General features: G+C 41.1%; 13 protein-coding genes and 1 riboswitch. All 13 genes read left to right on the top strand.

What is annotated here, in order from left to right; genetic code table 11:
* Window positions 1-40: 40 nt before the first annotated feature.
* The 13 genes from ald to glmU all read left to right on the top strand — a co-directional run bounded on the left by ald (window position 41) and on the right by glmU (window position 16,134).
* Window positions 41-1,153 carry an alanine dehydrogenase gene (gene ald, locus AX663_RS01010; RefSeq protein ID WP_060972456.1) on the top strand — a complete coding sequence of 371 codons (1,113 nt, stop codon included), beginning with the start codon at window positions 41-43 and terminating at the stop codon, window positions 1,151-1,153.
* 210 nt (window positions 1,154-1,363) lie between these two features.
* On the top strand, window positions 1,364-1,726 hold the full coding sequence (locus AX663_RS01005) for a hypothetical protein (protein WP_225791443.1): 363 nt from the start codon (window positions 1,364-1,366) through the stop codon (window positions 1,724-1,726).
* Between the two features lie 36 nt (window positions 1,727-1,762).
* Window positions 1,763-2,563, top strand: a complete 801-nt coding sequence (locus tag AX663_RS01000) for an alpha/beta fold hydrolase (protein ID WP_060972454.1) — start codon at window positions 1,763-1,765, stop codon at window positions 2,561-2,563.
* A gap of 163 nt (window positions 2,564-2,726) precedes the next feature.
* Window positions 2,727-3,287: a PepSY domain-containing protein gene (locus tag AX663_RS00995; RefSeq protein ID WP_037602048.1), complete on the top strand. Its 561-nt coding sequence runs from the start codon at window positions 2,727-2,729 to the stop codon at window positions 3,285-3,287.
* 102 nt (window positions 3,288-3,389) lie between these two features.
* Complete coding sequence (locus AX663_RS00990) at window positions 3,390-4,064, top strand: response regulator transcription factor (RefSeq protein ID WP_037602124.1); 675 nt, start codon at window positions 3,390-3,392, stop codon at window positions 4,062-4,064.
* The gene (locus tag AX663_RS00985) at window positions 4,036-5,379 is read left to right on the top strand and encodes a sensor histidine kinase (protein ID WP_037602050.1); all 1,344 of its coding nucleotides are present in this window, start codon (window positions 4,036-4,038) and stop codon (window positions 5,377-5,379) included. Before AX663_RS00990 ends, AX663_RS00985 begins: the two co-directional genes overlap by 29 nt.
* Window positions 5,380-5,559: 180 nt before the next feature.
* Window positions 5,560-6,876 (top strand): FAD-containing oxidoreductase, encoded by a 1,317-nt coding sequence (locus AX663_RS00980; RefSeq protein WP_060972453.1) that lies wholly within the window; start codon window positions 5,560-5,562, stop codon window positions 6,874-6,876.
* Between the two features lie 242 nt (window positions 6,877-7,118).
* On the top strand, window positions 7,119-7,997 hold the full coding sequence (gene mvk, locus AX663_RS00975) for a mevalonate kinase (protein WP_060972452.1): 879 nt from the start codon (window positions 7,119-7,121) through the stop codon (window positions 7,995-7,997).
* A complete protein-coding gene (mvaD, locus tag AX663_RS00970; RefSeq protein WP_060972451.1) occupies window positions 7,979-8,923 on the top strand; it encodes a diphosphomevalonate decarboxylase in 945 nt (314 codons plus the stop codon). The genes mvk and mvaD overlap by 19 nt, the downstream gene beginning before the upstream one ends.
* Window positions 8,916-9,911, top strand: a complete 996-nt coding sequence (locus AX663_RS00965) for a phosphomevalonate kinase (RefSeq protein WP_060972450.1) — start codon at window positions 8,916-8,918, stop codon at window positions 9,909-9,911. Before mvaD ends, AX663_RS00965 begins: the two co-directional genes overlap by 8 nt.
* Window positions 9,912-9,959: 48 nt before the next feature.
* Window positions 9,960-10,964, top strand: a complete 1,005-nt coding sequence (gene fni / locus AX663_RS00960) for a type 2 isopentenyl-diphosphate Delta-isomerase (protein WP_004182971.1) — start codon at window positions 9,960-9,962, stop codon at window positions 10,962-10,964.
* Window positions 10,965-11,426: 462 nt separating this feature from the next.
* Window positions 11,427-11,582: riboswitch (M-box (ykoK) riboswitch) on the top strand.
* A 224-nt stretch (window positions 11,583-11,806) separates the two neighbouring features.
* Window positions 11,807-14,467: a magnesium-translocating P-type ATPase gene (gene mgtA, locus AX663_RS00955; RefSeq protein WP_002890316.1), complete on the top strand. Its 2,661-nt coding sequence runs from the start codon at window positions 11,807-11,809 to the stop codon at window positions 14,465-14,467.
* 284 nt (window positions 14,468-14,751) lie between these two features.
* Window positions 14,752-16,134: a bifunctional UDP-N-acetylglucosamine diphosphorylase/glucosamine-1-phosphate N-acetyltransferase GlmU gene (gene glmU, locus AX663_RS00950; protein WP_060972449.1), complete on the top strand. Its 1,383-nt coding sequence runs from the start codon at window positions 14,752-14,754 to the stop codon at window positions 16,132-16,134.
* The last annotated feature ends 10 nt before the right edge of the window (window positions 16,135-16,144 follow it).

Below are 16,144 nucleotides of genomic sequence, written 5' to 3'. Positions count from 1 at the left end.
TTGATGTTTGACCTTATAACTTCCGAATAAGGAGAAACGTATGTTAATTGGTATTCCAAAAGAAATCAAAAATAACGAAAACCGTGTGGCTCTAACGCCTGCAGGTGTCCAAAGTCTTGTGGCTAAGGGACATGTCGTGTTAATCGAAACAAATGCAGGCCTTGGCTCTGGTTTTGCGGATGCAGATTATGCCAATCAAGGTGCTAAAATCGTTGCAACTGCTGCAGAAGCATGGGCAGCTGAGCTTGTGGTTAAAGTTAAGGAGCCTCTTGCAGCAGAATATGGCTTCCTTCGTGAGGATCTTTTACTCTTTACCTACTTGCACATGGCAGCAGCTCCAGAATTGGCAGATGCTATGGTCAATGCTAAGACAACAGGTGTGGCCTATGAAACAGTACGTAGCCAAGAAGGTCACCTACCACTTTTGGTTCCAATGAGTGAAGTTGCAGGACGTATGGCCGTTCAAATCGGTGCTCACTTCTTGACCAAACAAGAGGGTGGCTCTGGCGTTCTCCTAGGTGGGGTACCTGGTGTTCCTAAAGGGAAAGTGACTATTATCGGTGGTGGTGTCGTAGGGACACATGCAGCCCGCATTGCCCTTGGACTTGGAGCTCAAGTGACTATCCTTGATATCAGTGCTAAACGTTTGTCTGTCCTTGAGGAAGTCTTTGGTAGTCAAATTCAAACACTTATGTCAAATCCGCTCAACATTGAAGCGAGTGTCCGAGATGCTGACGTGGTTATCGGTGCTGTTCTTATCCCAGGTGCAAAAGCGCCGAAACTCGTTACTGACGATATGGTTAAACAAATGCGTCCAGGTTCAGTTATTGTTGACGTTGCCGTTGACCAAGGTGGGGTTGTTGAAACTGCGGATCGCGTGACCACTCACGATGAGCCCGTTTATGAAACACATGGTGTTCTTCACTATGCCGTTGCCAATATCCCAGGAGCTGTAGCACGTACATCAACCATTGCCCTTACCAATGTCACTTTGCCTTATATCGAAGCCCTTGCAGGAAAAGGATTCAGAAAAGCCATTAACGACGACGAAGGTCTGCGTCAAGGGGTTACAACCTACCAAGGTCATATTACTAGCAAACCGGTTGCAAAGGGCTTAGACAGAGAGTATACATCAATTGATGAATTGGCATAAATAGATTATTTAGCATAAACAAAGAGGAGTCGCACCATGATTTGGTTGACTCTTTTTTTGTGGTCTGAGACAAGAAATGCTACAAAGCCGAAACTGTTAGAATTTTTCTAATTTTGCTCTTATTTTATGCTATAATGAGTAGACATATTAAGGGCAGTAATGAGTATCTATAAGGTATTTTATTCATGTTTGCCATTAGGAGGTTTTATCGTGGCCAACCATATTCGTGTGATCACAGTAATTATTTTCTCTCAGCTTGTCGTTCTTTATTTTGGTTTTCGTATGGATGTCTCTTTGACCGAACTGCTAACTACAGTAGCTGTGGCATCCCTGGTTGAGATTATTTATCATGTGAAGTTTGTTCGTAAGATAGGAGCCAATATTTCTTTTGAGACTTTTTGGAAAAACTGTGACCAACTTTTTAGAAAAAATGCTGTGCTGTTGGCTATTTTACTTTGTGATCTGCTTATTTTTAAAGGTGGGGATTTCTTGGCCTTCATTCTTTGGCAAGTTACCTTTGTTGTCTTGGTAAGTATTATCATCATGGCATCAAATAATGCACCGAACGCATGATACTACTTAAATCTTACAATAGAAAGTGTGTAGATAATGTTTACCATTCAAAGAAATCATTTGTCGGACCCAGGTGTAGATTATGTCACTTTTGGTAAGGGAGACAAAACTCTTATTATCATTACGGGATTAAGTTTGCAACGATTAGGTGATATGTCCAACCTTGCCATTTACTCGCTATTTTATCGATACGCTAAGGAGTATACGGTCTATATTTTTGATAGAAGGGACCACATCGAAGAAGGCATTACTATTGAGGATATGGCGGATGACCTTTATCAGTCCTTGCAAGAATTACATATTGATAATGCTCCTATCATAGGCATATCACAGGGAGGTATGATTGCTCAGCTATTTGCTATCAAGTATCCTCAAAAGGTGAAAAAGCTAGTATTAGCTCTGACATTCTCTCGAAATAATGATATCAGTAGAGAAACCATTGGAGGCTGGATTGAAATGGTAGAAAATGGTGAGATAGCTAAGCTCAATAAGGATTCAATGTGTAAAACATTTTCGTCACCTGTTTTAAAGAAATTATATGTGATTAATAAACTATTCTTGAAGACTGTGAGTGTTGAAAAACAAGAACGATTTGTCCGTTTAGCCAACTCTATTCTTGAGTTTGACTGCTATAAGTCGCTTGATAAAATCACTTGTCCGACCCTTGTTCTGGGAGCCAAAAACGATTTAGTTCTGGGTGTGGGTGGTGCAAGGGAACTTGCAAATAGCATTCCAAAAGCCTCCTATTATGAGTTTAGCAAACAGGGGCACGCGGCCTTTATTGAAAGTAATCAATTTAATAAAATGATATTAGAATTTCTGCGAAAGAATGCTTAGGCAGCAAACTCATAAAAATAAATCTAACCACTTACTCTCTCTAAAAAAATCAAAAAAAATAGTAAAAAAGTTATTTATTCATTTTAGATTCATCTTTCTTAGCTAAAATAAAATCATCAAGAGAAACTTGATAAGTTAATAAAAAAGAAAGTTGGAACATATCATGAAAAAAACAATTAAACAAAAAACAGTTATCACACTTGCATCACTTGGTCTCGCATGTAGTTCAGTAGTAGTGTTTGCTAATACTGCTAAAGCTACTAAAAGTACTGGGTCAACTACCCAATCAAGTTTGACGGTAGACCAAGCCAAAGAAAAAGCTCTCAATGAATCAAAAAGTGGTCAGGTAATCGGTTATGAGCAAGAGGCTAAGTTTGGAAAAACTGTTTTTGAAATTACTATTCTTGATGGTCAAAATGAGAAGGAGTACAAAATTGATGGTCAGACAGGGGATGTCTTGAAGTCTAAAACGAAAGACTTGACCAAGGATAAGGATGATAAGCAATTGATTAATGCTAGTTATAAGATTGATTTAGCTGGTGCTGAAAGTCAGGTTAAATCTAAATATCCTAAGTCTACTATTGAAAAATTGCAATTAGATGTTGAGAATAATACACTTGTCTATGACGTTAGTCTAACTGAGGGCAAGAAAGAGATTGATCTTGAACTTGATGCTAATACAGGCCAAATTGTAGAAGAAGACATTGAAACAGAAAAAGATTAATTTTAGTTATTAAAAATCTAAATCTCGACTAGTCCTTTACTAGCCGAGATTTTTCATACGAACATGATATAATATGGGATAAGAGAGTGAGAGTAGATGTCTATGAAAATATTAGTAATTGAAGATGAAGTTGACTTGAACCGAAGCATAGTGAAATTATTAAAGACACAAAAATACAGTGTTGATTCGGCTTATGATGGTCAAGAGGCATTGGATTACATCAAAGTTTCACAGTATGATGTGATTATTTCAGATATTATGATGCCTAAATTAGATGGTTTGGGGGTATTGTCCTACTTGAGAAATCATCATATTAAGACACCGATTTTGTTGTTAACGGCAAAAGATACACTAGAAGACAAGGTGACGGGTTTGGATGCTGGTGCAGATGACTATCTCGTAAAACCTTTTGAATTCGATGAATTGTTAGCTAGAATTCGTGTCATGCTTCGAAGAGATAATAGGGAAAATCTAACCAGTAGTGTGGTTTTTGGAGACTATTGTCTAGATTTTGTGAAAAAAACGTTGACTCAAAATGGCCAGCTGATTGACTTAACCTCTAAGGAATTTGAACTTCTTGAATGCCTGGTTAGACACCCGAATATTGTTTTAAGTCGGGAGCAAATTAGAGAGCATATTTGGGATTTTGATTATGTGGGAGAATCGAATATCATTGATGTGCTAGTCAAGAATATTCGAAAGAAATTGGGGAATCCGTCAATTATTCAGACAAAGAGGGGCATGGGCTATGTTTTCAAAAATGAAGAATCAGACTAAACAACTCTCTATAATTTCGAAGGTAACACTTTGGTATACAGTGTTTGTCTCCTTACTATTCATTGTCATGTTTGTAGCCTCTTTTATCATATCAGGAACTTGGTCTGACTATGAATCACGAAGTGAGTTGGAACAAGAAACGGTAGAATTGTCTACGGATCTTGATGATTTTGAATCCTTTGATGATGGTATCTATTTTGCACTCTACAATCAAAATAAGGAGTTTGAAAAAGGGGCACTCCCAAGTGATTTTGATGCGAATGCTTCCTTTAAGTCTGGTAAATTATCTACCTATAGCAGTTCACAAATGAACTATTATTATTACGATGTTTATAATGCCAAGAAAGGAAAGTGGATTCGTGGTGTGCGAACCGCATCTGGACTGAGTAAGGAATTAACCTTGTTTTTAATTTCGATAGCTATTCTTGCTCCCATTTCAATTCTTGGTATGGCATGGGTAGGACGTCGAATTTTAAAACGTGCATTTGTGCCAATTAAAGATGTGACTCAGATGGCGGAAGAGATTACAGAAAGTAGAGACTACACTAAACGTGTTTCCTCTTCTTATAAGCTGTCTTATGTTGAAACGACACGATTGACCAAAGTTTTTAATGACATGATATCATCGGTCCAGTCGACTTTTGAGAAAGAAAAGCGGTTTAATCAAAATGTTTCTCATGAACTTAGAACACCACTTTCTGTCATCTTGTCTGAAAGTGAGTTTGGTTCGAAATATGCTGATAGTCTGGAAGAATCCAAAGAATCCCATACTATCATAAACCGTCAGGCGAAATTAATGAAAAATATGACGGAGCAAATTTTGGAGTTGTCTAAAACTCAGAAGCTTAATTGGAATGATTTAGAAAGATTATCGTTGTCAAGCCTGATATCAGAATATTGCCAGGCACAAGAAAGAAAGTGGGCAGAATCAGCTATTGATTTTAAAGTAGCTATTGAACCCAATTTATGGATAAAGGGTGAGAAGTTACTTGTCATCCGAATGCTAGATAATCTGCTGAGTAATGCTATGAAATTTACTCGTACTAGTATTTCCATTACTCTTGAAAGGGTGGACAATCAGGCTCTTTTAAAAGTGGCAGATGATGGTATTGGTATCTCAGAAGACCAGCTCAATAAAATCTGGGACCGTTTTTATCAGGTCGAAGATTCTCGAAACAAATCGCTCAATAGTGGTGTTGGGTTAGGTTTATCCTTTGTCAAAGATATTGCAGAGTTACACCGGGCAGAACTTGATATTCAGTCTAAAGAAGATGTTGGGAGTAGCTTTATGATTCGTTTCCCTCTATGTGATTAGGAAAATGGGGTGAGTCTAAAAAGTAGTTATTTCTAGCTAGACTATTTTAAAGTCTTACAGTTTAGCTTCTATATTGAACTAGGGGGAGGTTACTAAACTTCCCCTTTTTGATTTACGGATCAGATATGTGCAGTCTGAAAAATTAAATGATAGAATGGCAATAGATAGGAGGATACAGAAATGTTAAACTATGATTTGATTGTTATCGGTTTCGGTAAAGCCGGTAAAACTCTGGCTGCTAAGATGAATGCAGCTGGTAAGAAAGTTGCTGTCATCGAGCGCAGTAAAGCGATGTATGGTGGTACTTGCATTAATATTGCGTGTATCCCAACCAAGACTATGATTGTTGCGGCTGAGAAGGGCTGGTCATTTGACGACACCATGAAGGAACGTGGTGCAGTGACTGGTCGTCTTAATGCTAAGAATTATAAAATGTTGGCAGACAATGGCGTTGATGTCATTGATGCAGAGGCACATTTTGTGTCAAATAAGGTTATTGAAGTAGTGGCTGGTGATGACCGCCAAGAGCTTACAGCTGAGACTATTGTTATCAATACTGGTGCTGTATCTAATGTCTTGCCTATTCCTGGCTTGACAACAACTGAGCATGTCTACGATTCAACTGGTATTCAAACCCTTGAAGCCTTGCCAAAACGTCTGGGTGTCCTAGGTGGTGGTAATATCGGTCTTGAATTTGCTGGCCTTTTTAACCGTTTGGGAAGCCAAGTGACTGTCTTGGATGCTGCGACTAGCTTCTTGCCACGTGTGGAGCCATCTATTGCTAAGTTGGCCAAGGAATACATGGAAGAGGACGGCATTGTCTTTGAGCAAGGTGTTAAAACTTCTGAAGTTAAGAATGACGGTGATGAAGTTGTCGTTGTTACTGACAAAGGTGAGTTTCGTTTTGATGCTCTCCTCTATGCGACAGGACGCAAGCCTAATATCGAACCCCTTCACTTGGAAAATACAGATATTGCCTTGACAGAACGTGGCGGTATTCAGGTTAATAAGCATTTAGAAACAAGTGTTCCTGGTGTCTTTGCGGTGGGTGATGTTAATGGTGGTCTCCAATTCACTTACATTTCACTAGATGATTTCCGTATTGTCTTTAATTACTTGACAGGGGATGGTAGCTATAACCTTGAAACACGTGGAGCAGTTCCAACTGCCATGTTCCTCAACCCACCTTTGGCACAAGTTGGTCTTACTGAAGATCAAGCCAGAGCAGCAGGTGGACCAGTTGCTGTCAAGGAACTTCCAGTTGCTGGCATGCCTCGTGGTCATGTTAATGGCGATTTGCGTGGTGCCTTCAAAGCTGTGGTAAATCCTGAAACTAAGGAAATTTTGGGAGTGACCCTCTTTGGTCAAGAATCTCATGAAATTATCAATCTAATTACCCTAGCGATGAATCATCACATTCCATACACAGATTTGGCTAAACAAATCTTTACTCACCCAACTATGGCTGAAAACCTAAACGATTTGTTTGCGATTTAAAATGAAAAGAGCCGAAAGGCTCTTTTTTTGAAAACATATCTCTAATACAAAGCGACACTCTAGGTTAGATGTCGCTTTTTTTGCGCTTTGATGATAAGATAGAAGTGACATAGGAAAATTCCTTAGATTGGTGCTCTTTGTCTCCTTTGAATGCTTGATTGACCTTGAGTCACCACTAGAATCTGTATGAAAAATCTAGAAAGACACTCGCCTGCAAATTCGTCTGTGAGTGTGTGTAATTTATGACTAAGAAAGTAGGAGTGGGCAAGGCTCACAGTAAGATTATTTTGATGGGGGAGCACTCGGTCGTTTATGGTCATCCTGCCCTTGCCCTCCCTCTTAAGGATATTGAGGTTGTCTGTCAGATTCAGGCGGCTGAGACTCCTTTGACGCTCAAGGCTCAAGATCCCTTGACGACAGCGATTTTTTCAGCGCTTAATTATCTGGAAATCAAGAATCAGCCTATCAGCTATGCTATTAAGTCTAGTGTTCCTGAAAAGCGTGGCATGGGGTCGTCTGCGGCTGTAGCCATTGCGGCTATTCGTGCGGTCTTTGATTATTTTGATCAGGAGCTTAGCCAGGAGACCTTGGAAATGCTAGTTCATCAGGCGGAGACCATTGCCCATAGTAAACCTAGTGGTTTAGATGCAAAGACCTGCTTGAGTGACAAAGCCATTAGCTTTACGCGTAATATCGGTTTCAAGGAAATCGAGGTCAATTTAGGTGCCTATCTGGTCATTGCTGATACGGGTATCCATGGAAATACCCGTGAGGCTGTGGAAAAGGTTGAGGCTATTGGTTTAGATGCCTTGTCAGATCTCAACCAACTGGGCGAATTAAGTAAGAAGGCAGAACACGCCCTCGAAGCTAAGGACCAAAATACTCTTGGACAGCTCATGTCTCAAGCCCATAATCACCTTAAATCTTTAGGGGTGTCTTGTGATTTGTCGGATTTTCTAGTAGCAACTGCTCTGGAGCAAGGTGCACTGGGAGCCAAGATGTCAGGTGGAGGACTTGGTGGCTGTATTATTGCACTGACAAGTACTAAAGACCAAGCCCGAACGATTGCTAAAAAACTTCAAGAAAAAGGAGCCGTAAACACGTGGATAGAAAGCCTGTAAGCGTCAAATCGTACGCAAATATTGCTATTGTCAAATACTGGGGTAAGGCGGATGCGGAGCGTATGATTCCTTCAACCAGTAGTATCTCACTGACTTTGGAAAATATGTATACGGAAACCAAGTTATCTTTTCTGCCTGAGGATGCGACTGGTGATGTCATGTATATAGATGATGAGCTCCAAGGGGAAAAAGAAACAACCAAGGCCAGCAAGGTTTTAGATCTCTTCCGTACTAATCCAAACCAACATGTCAAGATTGAAACTTGGAACAACATGCCAACAGCAGCGGGTCTATCATCAAGTTCCTCAGGACTTTCTGCCCTAGTTAAAGCAGCCAACGAGCTCTTCCAAGTCGGAAAAACGCAGTCTGAATTGGCTCAAATTGCCAAGTTTGCTTCAGGTTCGTCATCACGGTCCTTCTTTGGACCATTGGCAGCTTGGGACAAGGATAGCGGTGAAGTTTACCAAGTGGAAACAGACCTCAAATTGGCTATGATTATGCTGGTTTTGACAGATCAAAAGAAACCCGTATCAAGCCGTGACGGTATGAAATTGTGTACCGAAACATCGACTTCTTTCCCAGAGTGGATTAAACAGTCTGAGCAGGATTACAAGGATATGTTAGACTACCTCAAGGCTAATGATTTCCAAGCGGTCGGTGAGCTCACTGAAGCTAATGCTCTTCGTATGCATCAAACAACAAGTACGGCTAACCCACCATTTTCATATCTAACGGAAGCCTCTTATCAGGCTATGGACAAGGTTAGGGCTCTCCGTGCCTCTGGTGAGCAGTGTTACTTTACTATGGATGCAGGACCAAATGTTAAGGTGCTCTGTCTGGAAGAAGACCTAGACCGCCTAGCAGACCACTTCCGTAAGGACTATCAGGTCATTGTTTCACGCACCAAGGAGTTACCAGATGCCTAAGCAGTCGGTCAATCAGGTCACAGTAAAAACAGGTGGGAAACTCTACATTGCTGGAGAATACTCAGTCTTAACAGCTGGGCAGACAGCCCTAATCCAATTTATTCCCATTTTCATGTCAGCAGAGGTCAAGAAAGCACAAACTACCCAGTTGTCCTCAGACATGTTTGACTATAGTGTTAGTCGTGAGCCAGACGCAAATTACGCCCTCATTCAAGAGGCCTTGAATACTTTTGAGGCCTTTTGTGGTGAGAAGTTACCCGCTCTGGACCTTTCCATCACTGGAAAGTTGGAACGAGATGGGGTTAAATTTGGTATCGGTTCTTCGGGTTCTGTTGTGGTATTGACCCTCAATGCCTTGGCAGCAGCCCTTCAGAAAGACTTATCCAAAGACATTCTCTTTAAATTAGCTAGCTACACCCTCCTCAAGCAAGGAGATAATGGTTCTATGGGAGATTTAGCTTGTATCGTATACGAGGATCTGATTTCCTATCGTTCTTTTGACCGTGAAAAAATAGCAGAGCTTATAGACCAAATAACTCTATCAGAGCTTTTGGATAAAGACTGGGACTATCGTATCAGTCCTGTAGTGCCAGTTCTCCAAGCTCACTTTTTGGTGGGGTGGACCAAGCAAGCTGCTATTTCAAAAGACATGGTTAAGATGGCCAAATCTCGTATATCAAGCAAGTATCTAAGTGAAACTGAAGCGGCTGTTCAAGCTGCTATCAAGGCTCTGGAAACAGGAGATAAGAACTTGCTTAAGAGCAGCCTTCAAACTGTCAGTGACCAGTTGGAATCACTTAGTCCAGATATTTATGTGGCCAAGCTGAAAAAACTCAAAGAAGCTGAGCAAGGCCTAGATGCCATTGCTAAGTCCTCTGGAGCAGGAGGTGGAGACTGTGGTATCGCCTTTGCCTTTGACCAAGCTAGCCGAGCTGCTCTAGTCGAGCGTTGGCAACAGGAAGGTATAGAGCTTTTGTATGAGGTTTAGGGGTCAGCTAAGTAGACATTATCACGCAAGAAAGTAAAGAAATAACCTATGACAAATCGTAAAGACGATCACATCCGTTATGCCCTTAAGTACCAGTCGCCCTACAATAGTTTTGACGATATGGAACTTATCCACAAGTCTCTACCGACTTATGATTTAGATCAGATTGACTTGTCCACACATTTTGCGGGACGAGATTGGGACTTTCCTTTTTATATCAATGCCATGACAGGTGGTTCTGCCAAGGGTGGGGCTGTCAATCGAAAACTAGCTGAGGTGGCCAGCCGCACAGGTATTCTCATGGTGACGGGGTCCTATAGTGCTGCTCTAAAGGGGGAAGCACCAGAATCCTTTGACTATCGCCAAGAGTTTCCAGACTTAGACCTAGCGACTAATATCGGTGTGGATAAGTCTGTGGACCTGGGCATTAAGACGGTGGAAGCTATGAACCCAGTCTTTTTACAGCTCCATGTTAATCTTATGCAGGAGCTTCTCATGCCTGAGGGAGAGCGTATTTTCCATACCTGGAAGGAAAATGTGGCGGCTTATGCACAGAAAATAGAGGTTCCTCTTGTGCTTAAGGAGGTCGGCTTTGGTATGGATGTGGAAACCATTCGTTACGCCATGTCTCAGGGCATCAAAACTGTGGATATCTCAGGTCGTGGTGGGACTAGCTTCGCCTATATTGAAAATAGTAGAGGCGGTAACCGAGATTACCTCAATGACTGGGGACAAAGCACCGTTCAGACCCTCTTGCAAGCCCAAGACCTTCGTGATAATGTGGAAATCCTAGCCTCTGGCGGAGTGCGCAATCCACTCGATATGGTTAAATGTCTGGTCTTAGGAGTAAAAGGCGTTGGCCTCTCACGAACAGTCCTTGAATTGGTAGAACGTTACCCTGTGGATAAGGTTGTGGCTGTCGTTAATGGCTGGAAAGATGACCTTCGTCTCATCATGTGTGCCCTTGATTGTCAAACTGTTGATGAGCTCAAATCTGTGGATTACATCTTACATGGTAAGCTACAAGGGACTTATATCAAGCAAAGAAAGTAGGAAAGAACCAAGTGCTCTTTTTTAATTTTTAAAGATGATAAAACAATTTCTCTAGGCGATGATATTATGGAGACATCATTTTAACACCGGTCAAGGATAAATAATGACATTCCTGATTTGACTTGTTTCTAGCAAGCAAAGCGAGCACTTAACGAGACTTTCCGCTGTGAGAAAAGTTCTAGAAATACAAGTATTTCTAGAACTCGGAATTTTTGAGAGTAAAACAGTTTGGGGAACTGTTTTAGCCTGAGTCTAGAAATTAAAAAGTGAAGGGCTCAAAAATTAGTCATGGAGCTTCGAAGAAGTACGCTGACGTCCGCACTCACTTAAGGAAAGTCTAAAAAAATCCATTTTACAAAAGAATATCTTACAAAAAAGAGCGGAAGCTCTTTTTTTATTACCCACTCAAGCAAAAAGTAACTTTTCCCCTTGACAAGTTACTGCCTTAGGAGTATTATTTTCAGTGAAATACGGTAGGTGAGGCTACCACAAGGATACGGATGACTACCGCAAAGCAGTGGAGACACTACTCGTTGGTCAACAGTCCTGATTGCCAAGGTCAAGACTAAGCTCATTTCATCGCCTTGCGGAGCTAAAGCTTGAACGGTCCATTTTTTGACAGAATCTATTAAAAAATCAACCTCGAGTTTATAGAGTCTTACCTGTATATGGGTAGGACTCTTTTCTTTTGTCTGAGGTCCACCCACTATATAAAAAAATGAAAGGAGAAACCTATGAGACTAATCGACGATCACCCCGAACCGCACCTAACCAGTCAATCGCTGATTAGTGTCTTAGGGACTCCATAAGTGATTGGCTCCTGATTAAATAAGGAGATTCCAATGTCAACAAATAAAGAAAGACTTATTGCTGCTCTTCAAGAGCCACTTGAAACAACCCTTACTCGCTACAAGACTCACTTGGATGGCTTGAAGGAAGACCAAGTAGAAGAAAACCGTGACCTTTATGGGGAAAATGTCATAACCAAAGGACAAGAGGATTCTATCATCAAAAAGATTTATGAATCTATCATCAATCCCTTTACTGTTATTCTCTTAGTCATTGCTCTGGTTTCCTTTATCACCAATGTCTGGCTTGCTAAACCGGGTGAAGAAGACCCAACGACCTCTATCATCATTGTCACTCTAGTTTTGATATCTGGTGGTATCCGTTTTATTCAAGAACTTCGTAGCGACAAGGCTGCCAGTAATTTGTCTCGCATGATTGTCAATACAGCAACAGTACTTCGAGATGGCAGTGAGCAAGAAATCCCAATTGATGAAATTGTGGTTGGAGATGTGGTCAAACTAAGTGCGGGAGATATGATTCCGGCTGATGTGGTCTTACTAGATTCTCGTGATTTCTTTGTTCAACAGTCTGGCTTGACAGGTGAAAGTGATGCTGTGGAAAAAGCTTGTCTGGCTAAAGCAGATGGTCAAAATCTAGAGAGCCTGCTTGAAAGTGAGAGCCTTGCTTTCATGGGAACTAATGTTATCTCTGGTCGTGCAACAGCCTTGGTTTTAGTTGTTGGTGATGAAACCATGATGGGAGCAATTGAGCAGACCATCAATACTTATGACGAACCAACTTCATTTGAACGTGAGATGAATTCCATTTCTTGGCTCTTGATTCGACTCATGTTGGTTATGGTTCCTGTTGTTTTTGTGATTAACGGTTTAACAGATGGGGACTGGCTTGAAGCCGGCGTCTTTGCCCTTAGTGTGGGAGTCGGTTTGACCCCAGAAATGTTGCCGATGATTATCACAGCCAGTCTTGCCAAGGGTTCTATCATTATGGCCAAGGAAAAGGTGGTCATCAAAAAACTTAATGCTATTCAAGACCTAGGGGCTATCGACATCCTTTGTACGGATAAGACAGGAACCCTGACTCAGGATGAAATCGTTCTTGAGTACCCTCTTGATATCCATGGTGACCTTGACCTATCAGTACTTCGGAGAGCCTATCTTAATTCTTATTTCCAAACTGGCTTAAAAAATCTTATGGACCGTGCCATTATTAGCCGAACTGAAAGAGAAGCTAAGAAACATGACATCGTTCGTGACCTTGACCAGACCTTCCACAAGATTGATGAGCTACCTTTTGATTTTGAACGTCGTCGCATGAGTGTCATTGTTCAAGACACTGATGGATTTGTTAGCATGGTGACAAAAGGTGCCCTTGAAGAAATGCTCTCTGTTTCTAACTATGTGGAATACAAGGGAGACATTATCCCATTGACTGACGATGTTCGTGAGGAAGTCCTTGCGGAAGTTGCACAGTTGAATGAACAAGGTTTGCGTGTTCTCGGTGTTAGCTACAAATCACAGCTTAATGAAAATGACGTCTTTAGTGTCGAAGATGAAAGTGATATGATTTTGACGGGATATCTTGCCTTCCTTGACCCACCAAAACCATCAGCAGCACCTGCTATCAAGGCTTTGGCGGAATATGGTGTGACCACAAAAATTTTGACTGGAGACAATGATAAGGTGACACAGGCTGTCTGTGAAAAAGTTGGTCTAGATGTGACGCACATTCTACTTGGAAGTGATCTTGATACCATGTCAGATCAAGATTTGGCTAAGGCTGTGGAAACGACAACAGTCTTTGCTAAGTTATCCCCAGACCAAAAGGCACGAATTATCCTAAGCCTTAAGGAAAATGGGCATAAGGTAGGCTATATGGGTGATGGTATCAACGATGCCCCATCCATGAAGGTGTCAGATGTGGGGATTTCTGTGGATACAGCTGTTGATATCGCCAAAGAAACTGCAGATGTTATCTTGCTTGATAAGGATTTAATGGTCTTGGAAAAAGGTTTGGTTGAAGGACGGAAGGTCTATGCTAATATGACCAAATATATCAAGATGACCGTTTCTTCAAATTTCGGGAATATCTTTTCTCTCCTCTTTGCCAGCATTTTCTTACCATTCCTACCAATGGCACCTGTGCATTTGATTGTCCTAAATCTTGTCTATGATATCTCTTGTATCGCCCTTCCATTTGACAATGTGGACAAGGAATTTCTTAAAGAGCCACATATCTGGGAAGCTAAATCAATCATGCGTTTCATGGCTTGGATAGGACCTATTTCGTCCGTATTTGATATTTTGACATATATCTTGCTCTATTTCATCATTGTGCCAATGATTTTGGGGCATGGCTATGTTCATGGTTCACCAGAAGCAGCAGCCTTTATCATTATTTTCCAAACAGGTTGGTTTATCGAATCTATGTGGTCTCAAACCATGGTTATCCACATGTTACGTTCACCAAAACTACCATTTATTCAAAGTCACCCAGCACTATCAGTTGTTGTGACAACCTTATTTGCTGCTTTCTTTGTGACTTCTCTTCCATACAGTCCATTGGCTAGTCTCTTAAAACTCAGCCATCTAAACGGTCTCTATTTCATTCTCTTGTTTATCATCATTACTTTATATATGCTTAGTGTTACCTTTGTGAAGCATATCTATATTAAGAAATACAAAGAATGGTTATAGGATAACTATTCTTAGAAAAAGAGCGTCAGCTCTTTTTTCATTACCTTTCATTCTGCCAAAACCTTTTCATTTATGGTATAATAGGGCGATTATAGATAATCAGAGGCCCTAAAAAACGTCAGTTATGAGGACATATTTTCTAAGAAATGAGAGACTATGTTTTCAAGGCCCCTTTCTTTCGTAGGCTATCCCAGTGGGAGGTGGAGGCCCTGAGATTTGGGGCTCAAGGCTAAGACCGCCTCGAAGGAAACCATCACAAAAAAATCTTAAGAAGGAAAAAGAAAATGAGTAATTACGCTATTATACTTGCTGCGGGTAAAGGAACTCGCATGAAATCAGATCTTCCAAAAGTATTGCACAAGGTTTCAGGCATCACTATGCTTGAGCATGTTTTCCGTGCAGTTTCAGCTATCGAACCAGCTAAAAACGTTACTGTTATTGGTCACAAGGCTGAGCTTGTTCGTGAGGTTTTGGACGGTCAATCTGCCTTCACTATGCAAACTGAGCAGTTGGGGACTGGTCACGCAGTAATGATGGCTGAAGATGAGTTGGCTGGACTTGAAGGGCAAACGCTTGTTATCGCCGGTGACACGCCTTTGATTACTGGTGAAAGCCTTAAAAACCTTATTGATTTCCATGTTAATCACAAAAATGTTGCGACTATCTTGACTGCAACTGCCGACAATCCATTTGGTTATGGTCGTATTATCCGTAACGAAAATGGCGAAGTGACTAAGATTGTTGAGCAAAAAGATGCCAACGAGTTTGAACAACAGGTTAAAGAAATCAATACAGGGACTTACGTTTTTGATAATAAACGCCTCTTCGAAGCACTTAAAAATATCAACACTAACAACGCTCAAGGGGAATACTATTTGACTGATGTTATTTCTATTTTCCGTGAGAATGGTGAAAAAGTAGGTGCCTTCACTCTTCGTGACTTTGAAGAAAGTCTCGGGGTTAACGACCGTGTTGCCTTGGCTACGGCAGAAGATGTTATGCGTCGTCGCATCAACCAAGCTCACATGGTTAATGGTGTTACTTTCCAAAATCCAAACGCCACTTATATCGATGTGGATGTGGAAATTGAGCCAGACGTTGTCATTGAAGCTAATGTGACACTTAAAGGTAAAACTAAGATTGGTGCAGAGTCAGTGCTTACCAATGGGACTTATATTGTTGATTCAACTATCGGTGCCAATACTGTTATCACTAACTCTATGATTGAGCATTCAGTGGTTGAAAAAGGTGTTACCGTTGGTCCATTTGCCCATGTTCGTCCAGATTCAACCCTCAAAAAAGATGTTCATATCGGTAACTTCGTCGAGGTTAAGGGTTCTACTATCGGTGAAAATACCAAGGCTGGTCACTTGACCTACATTGGTAATGCGGAAGTTGGTTCTGACGTTAACTTTGGTGCAGGGACAATCACTGTAAACTATGATGGTCAACATAAATTCAAGACCCAAATTGCTAACAACGTCTTTATCGGAAGCAATTCAACTTTGATTGCACCGCTTGAAATCGGGGACAATGCACTTACAGCAGCTGGTTCAACCATTACAGAGAATGTTCCAGCTGACAGCGTAGCCATTGGACGTGGCCGTCAGGTCAATAAAGAAGGTTATGCTACTAAGAAGCCTCATCATCCAAGCCAACATAAGTAGGCTTAAGCCT

This window comes from Streptococcus sp. CCH8-H5 (assembly GCF_001556505.1).
GTDB lineage: Bacteria > Bacillota > Bacilli > Lactobacillales > Streptococcaceae > Streptococcus.
This window is presented reverse-complemented; position numbering and strand designations above follow the sequence as displayed.

Excerpts from the sequence above, each read along its gene's own strand:
- ald (WP_060972456.1), top strand. The coding sequence starts at position 41 with ATGTTAATTGGTATTCCAAAAGAAATCAAAAATAACGAAAACCGTGTG.
- AX663_RS01000 (WP_060972454.1), top strand. The coding sequence starts at position 1,763 with ATGTTTACCATTCAAAGAAATCATTTGTCGGACCCAGGTGTAGATTAT.
- AX663_RS00995 (WP_037602048.1), top strand. The coding sequence starts at position 2,727 with ATGAAAAAAACAATTAAACAAAAAACAGTTATCACACTTGCATCACTT.
- AX663_RS00990 (WP_037602124.1), top strand. The coding sequence starts at position 3,390 with ATGAAAATATTAGTAATTGAAGATGAAGTTGACTTGAACCGAAGCATA.
- AX663_RS00985 (WP_037602050.1), top strand. The coding sequence starts at position 4,036 with ATGTTTTCAAAAATGAAGAATCAGACTAAACAACTCTCTATAATTTCG.
- AX663_RS00980 (WP_060972453.1), top strand. The coding sequence starts at position 5,560 with ATGTTAAACTATGATTTGATTGTTATCGGTTTCGGTAAAGCCGGTAAA.
- mvk (WP_060972452.1), top strand. The coding sequence starts at position 7,119 with ATGACTAAGAAAGTAGGAGTGGGCAAGGCTCACAGTAAGATTATTTTG.
- AX663_RS00965 (WP_060972450.1), top strand. The coding sequence starts at position 8,916 with ATGCCTAAGCAGTCGGTCAATCAGGTCACAGTAAAAACAGGTGGGAAA.
- fni (WP_004182971.1), top strand. The coding sequence starts at position 9,960 with ATGACAAATCGTAAAGACGATCACATCCGTTATGCCCTTAAGTACCAG.
- mgtA (WP_002890316.1), top strand. The coding sequence starts at position 11,807 with ATGTCAACAAATAAAGAAAGACTTATTGCTGCTCTTCAAGAGCCACTT.
- glmU (WP_060972449.1), top strand. The coding sequence starts at position 14,752 with ATGAGTAATTACGCTATTATACTTGCTGCGGGTAAAGGAACTCGCATG.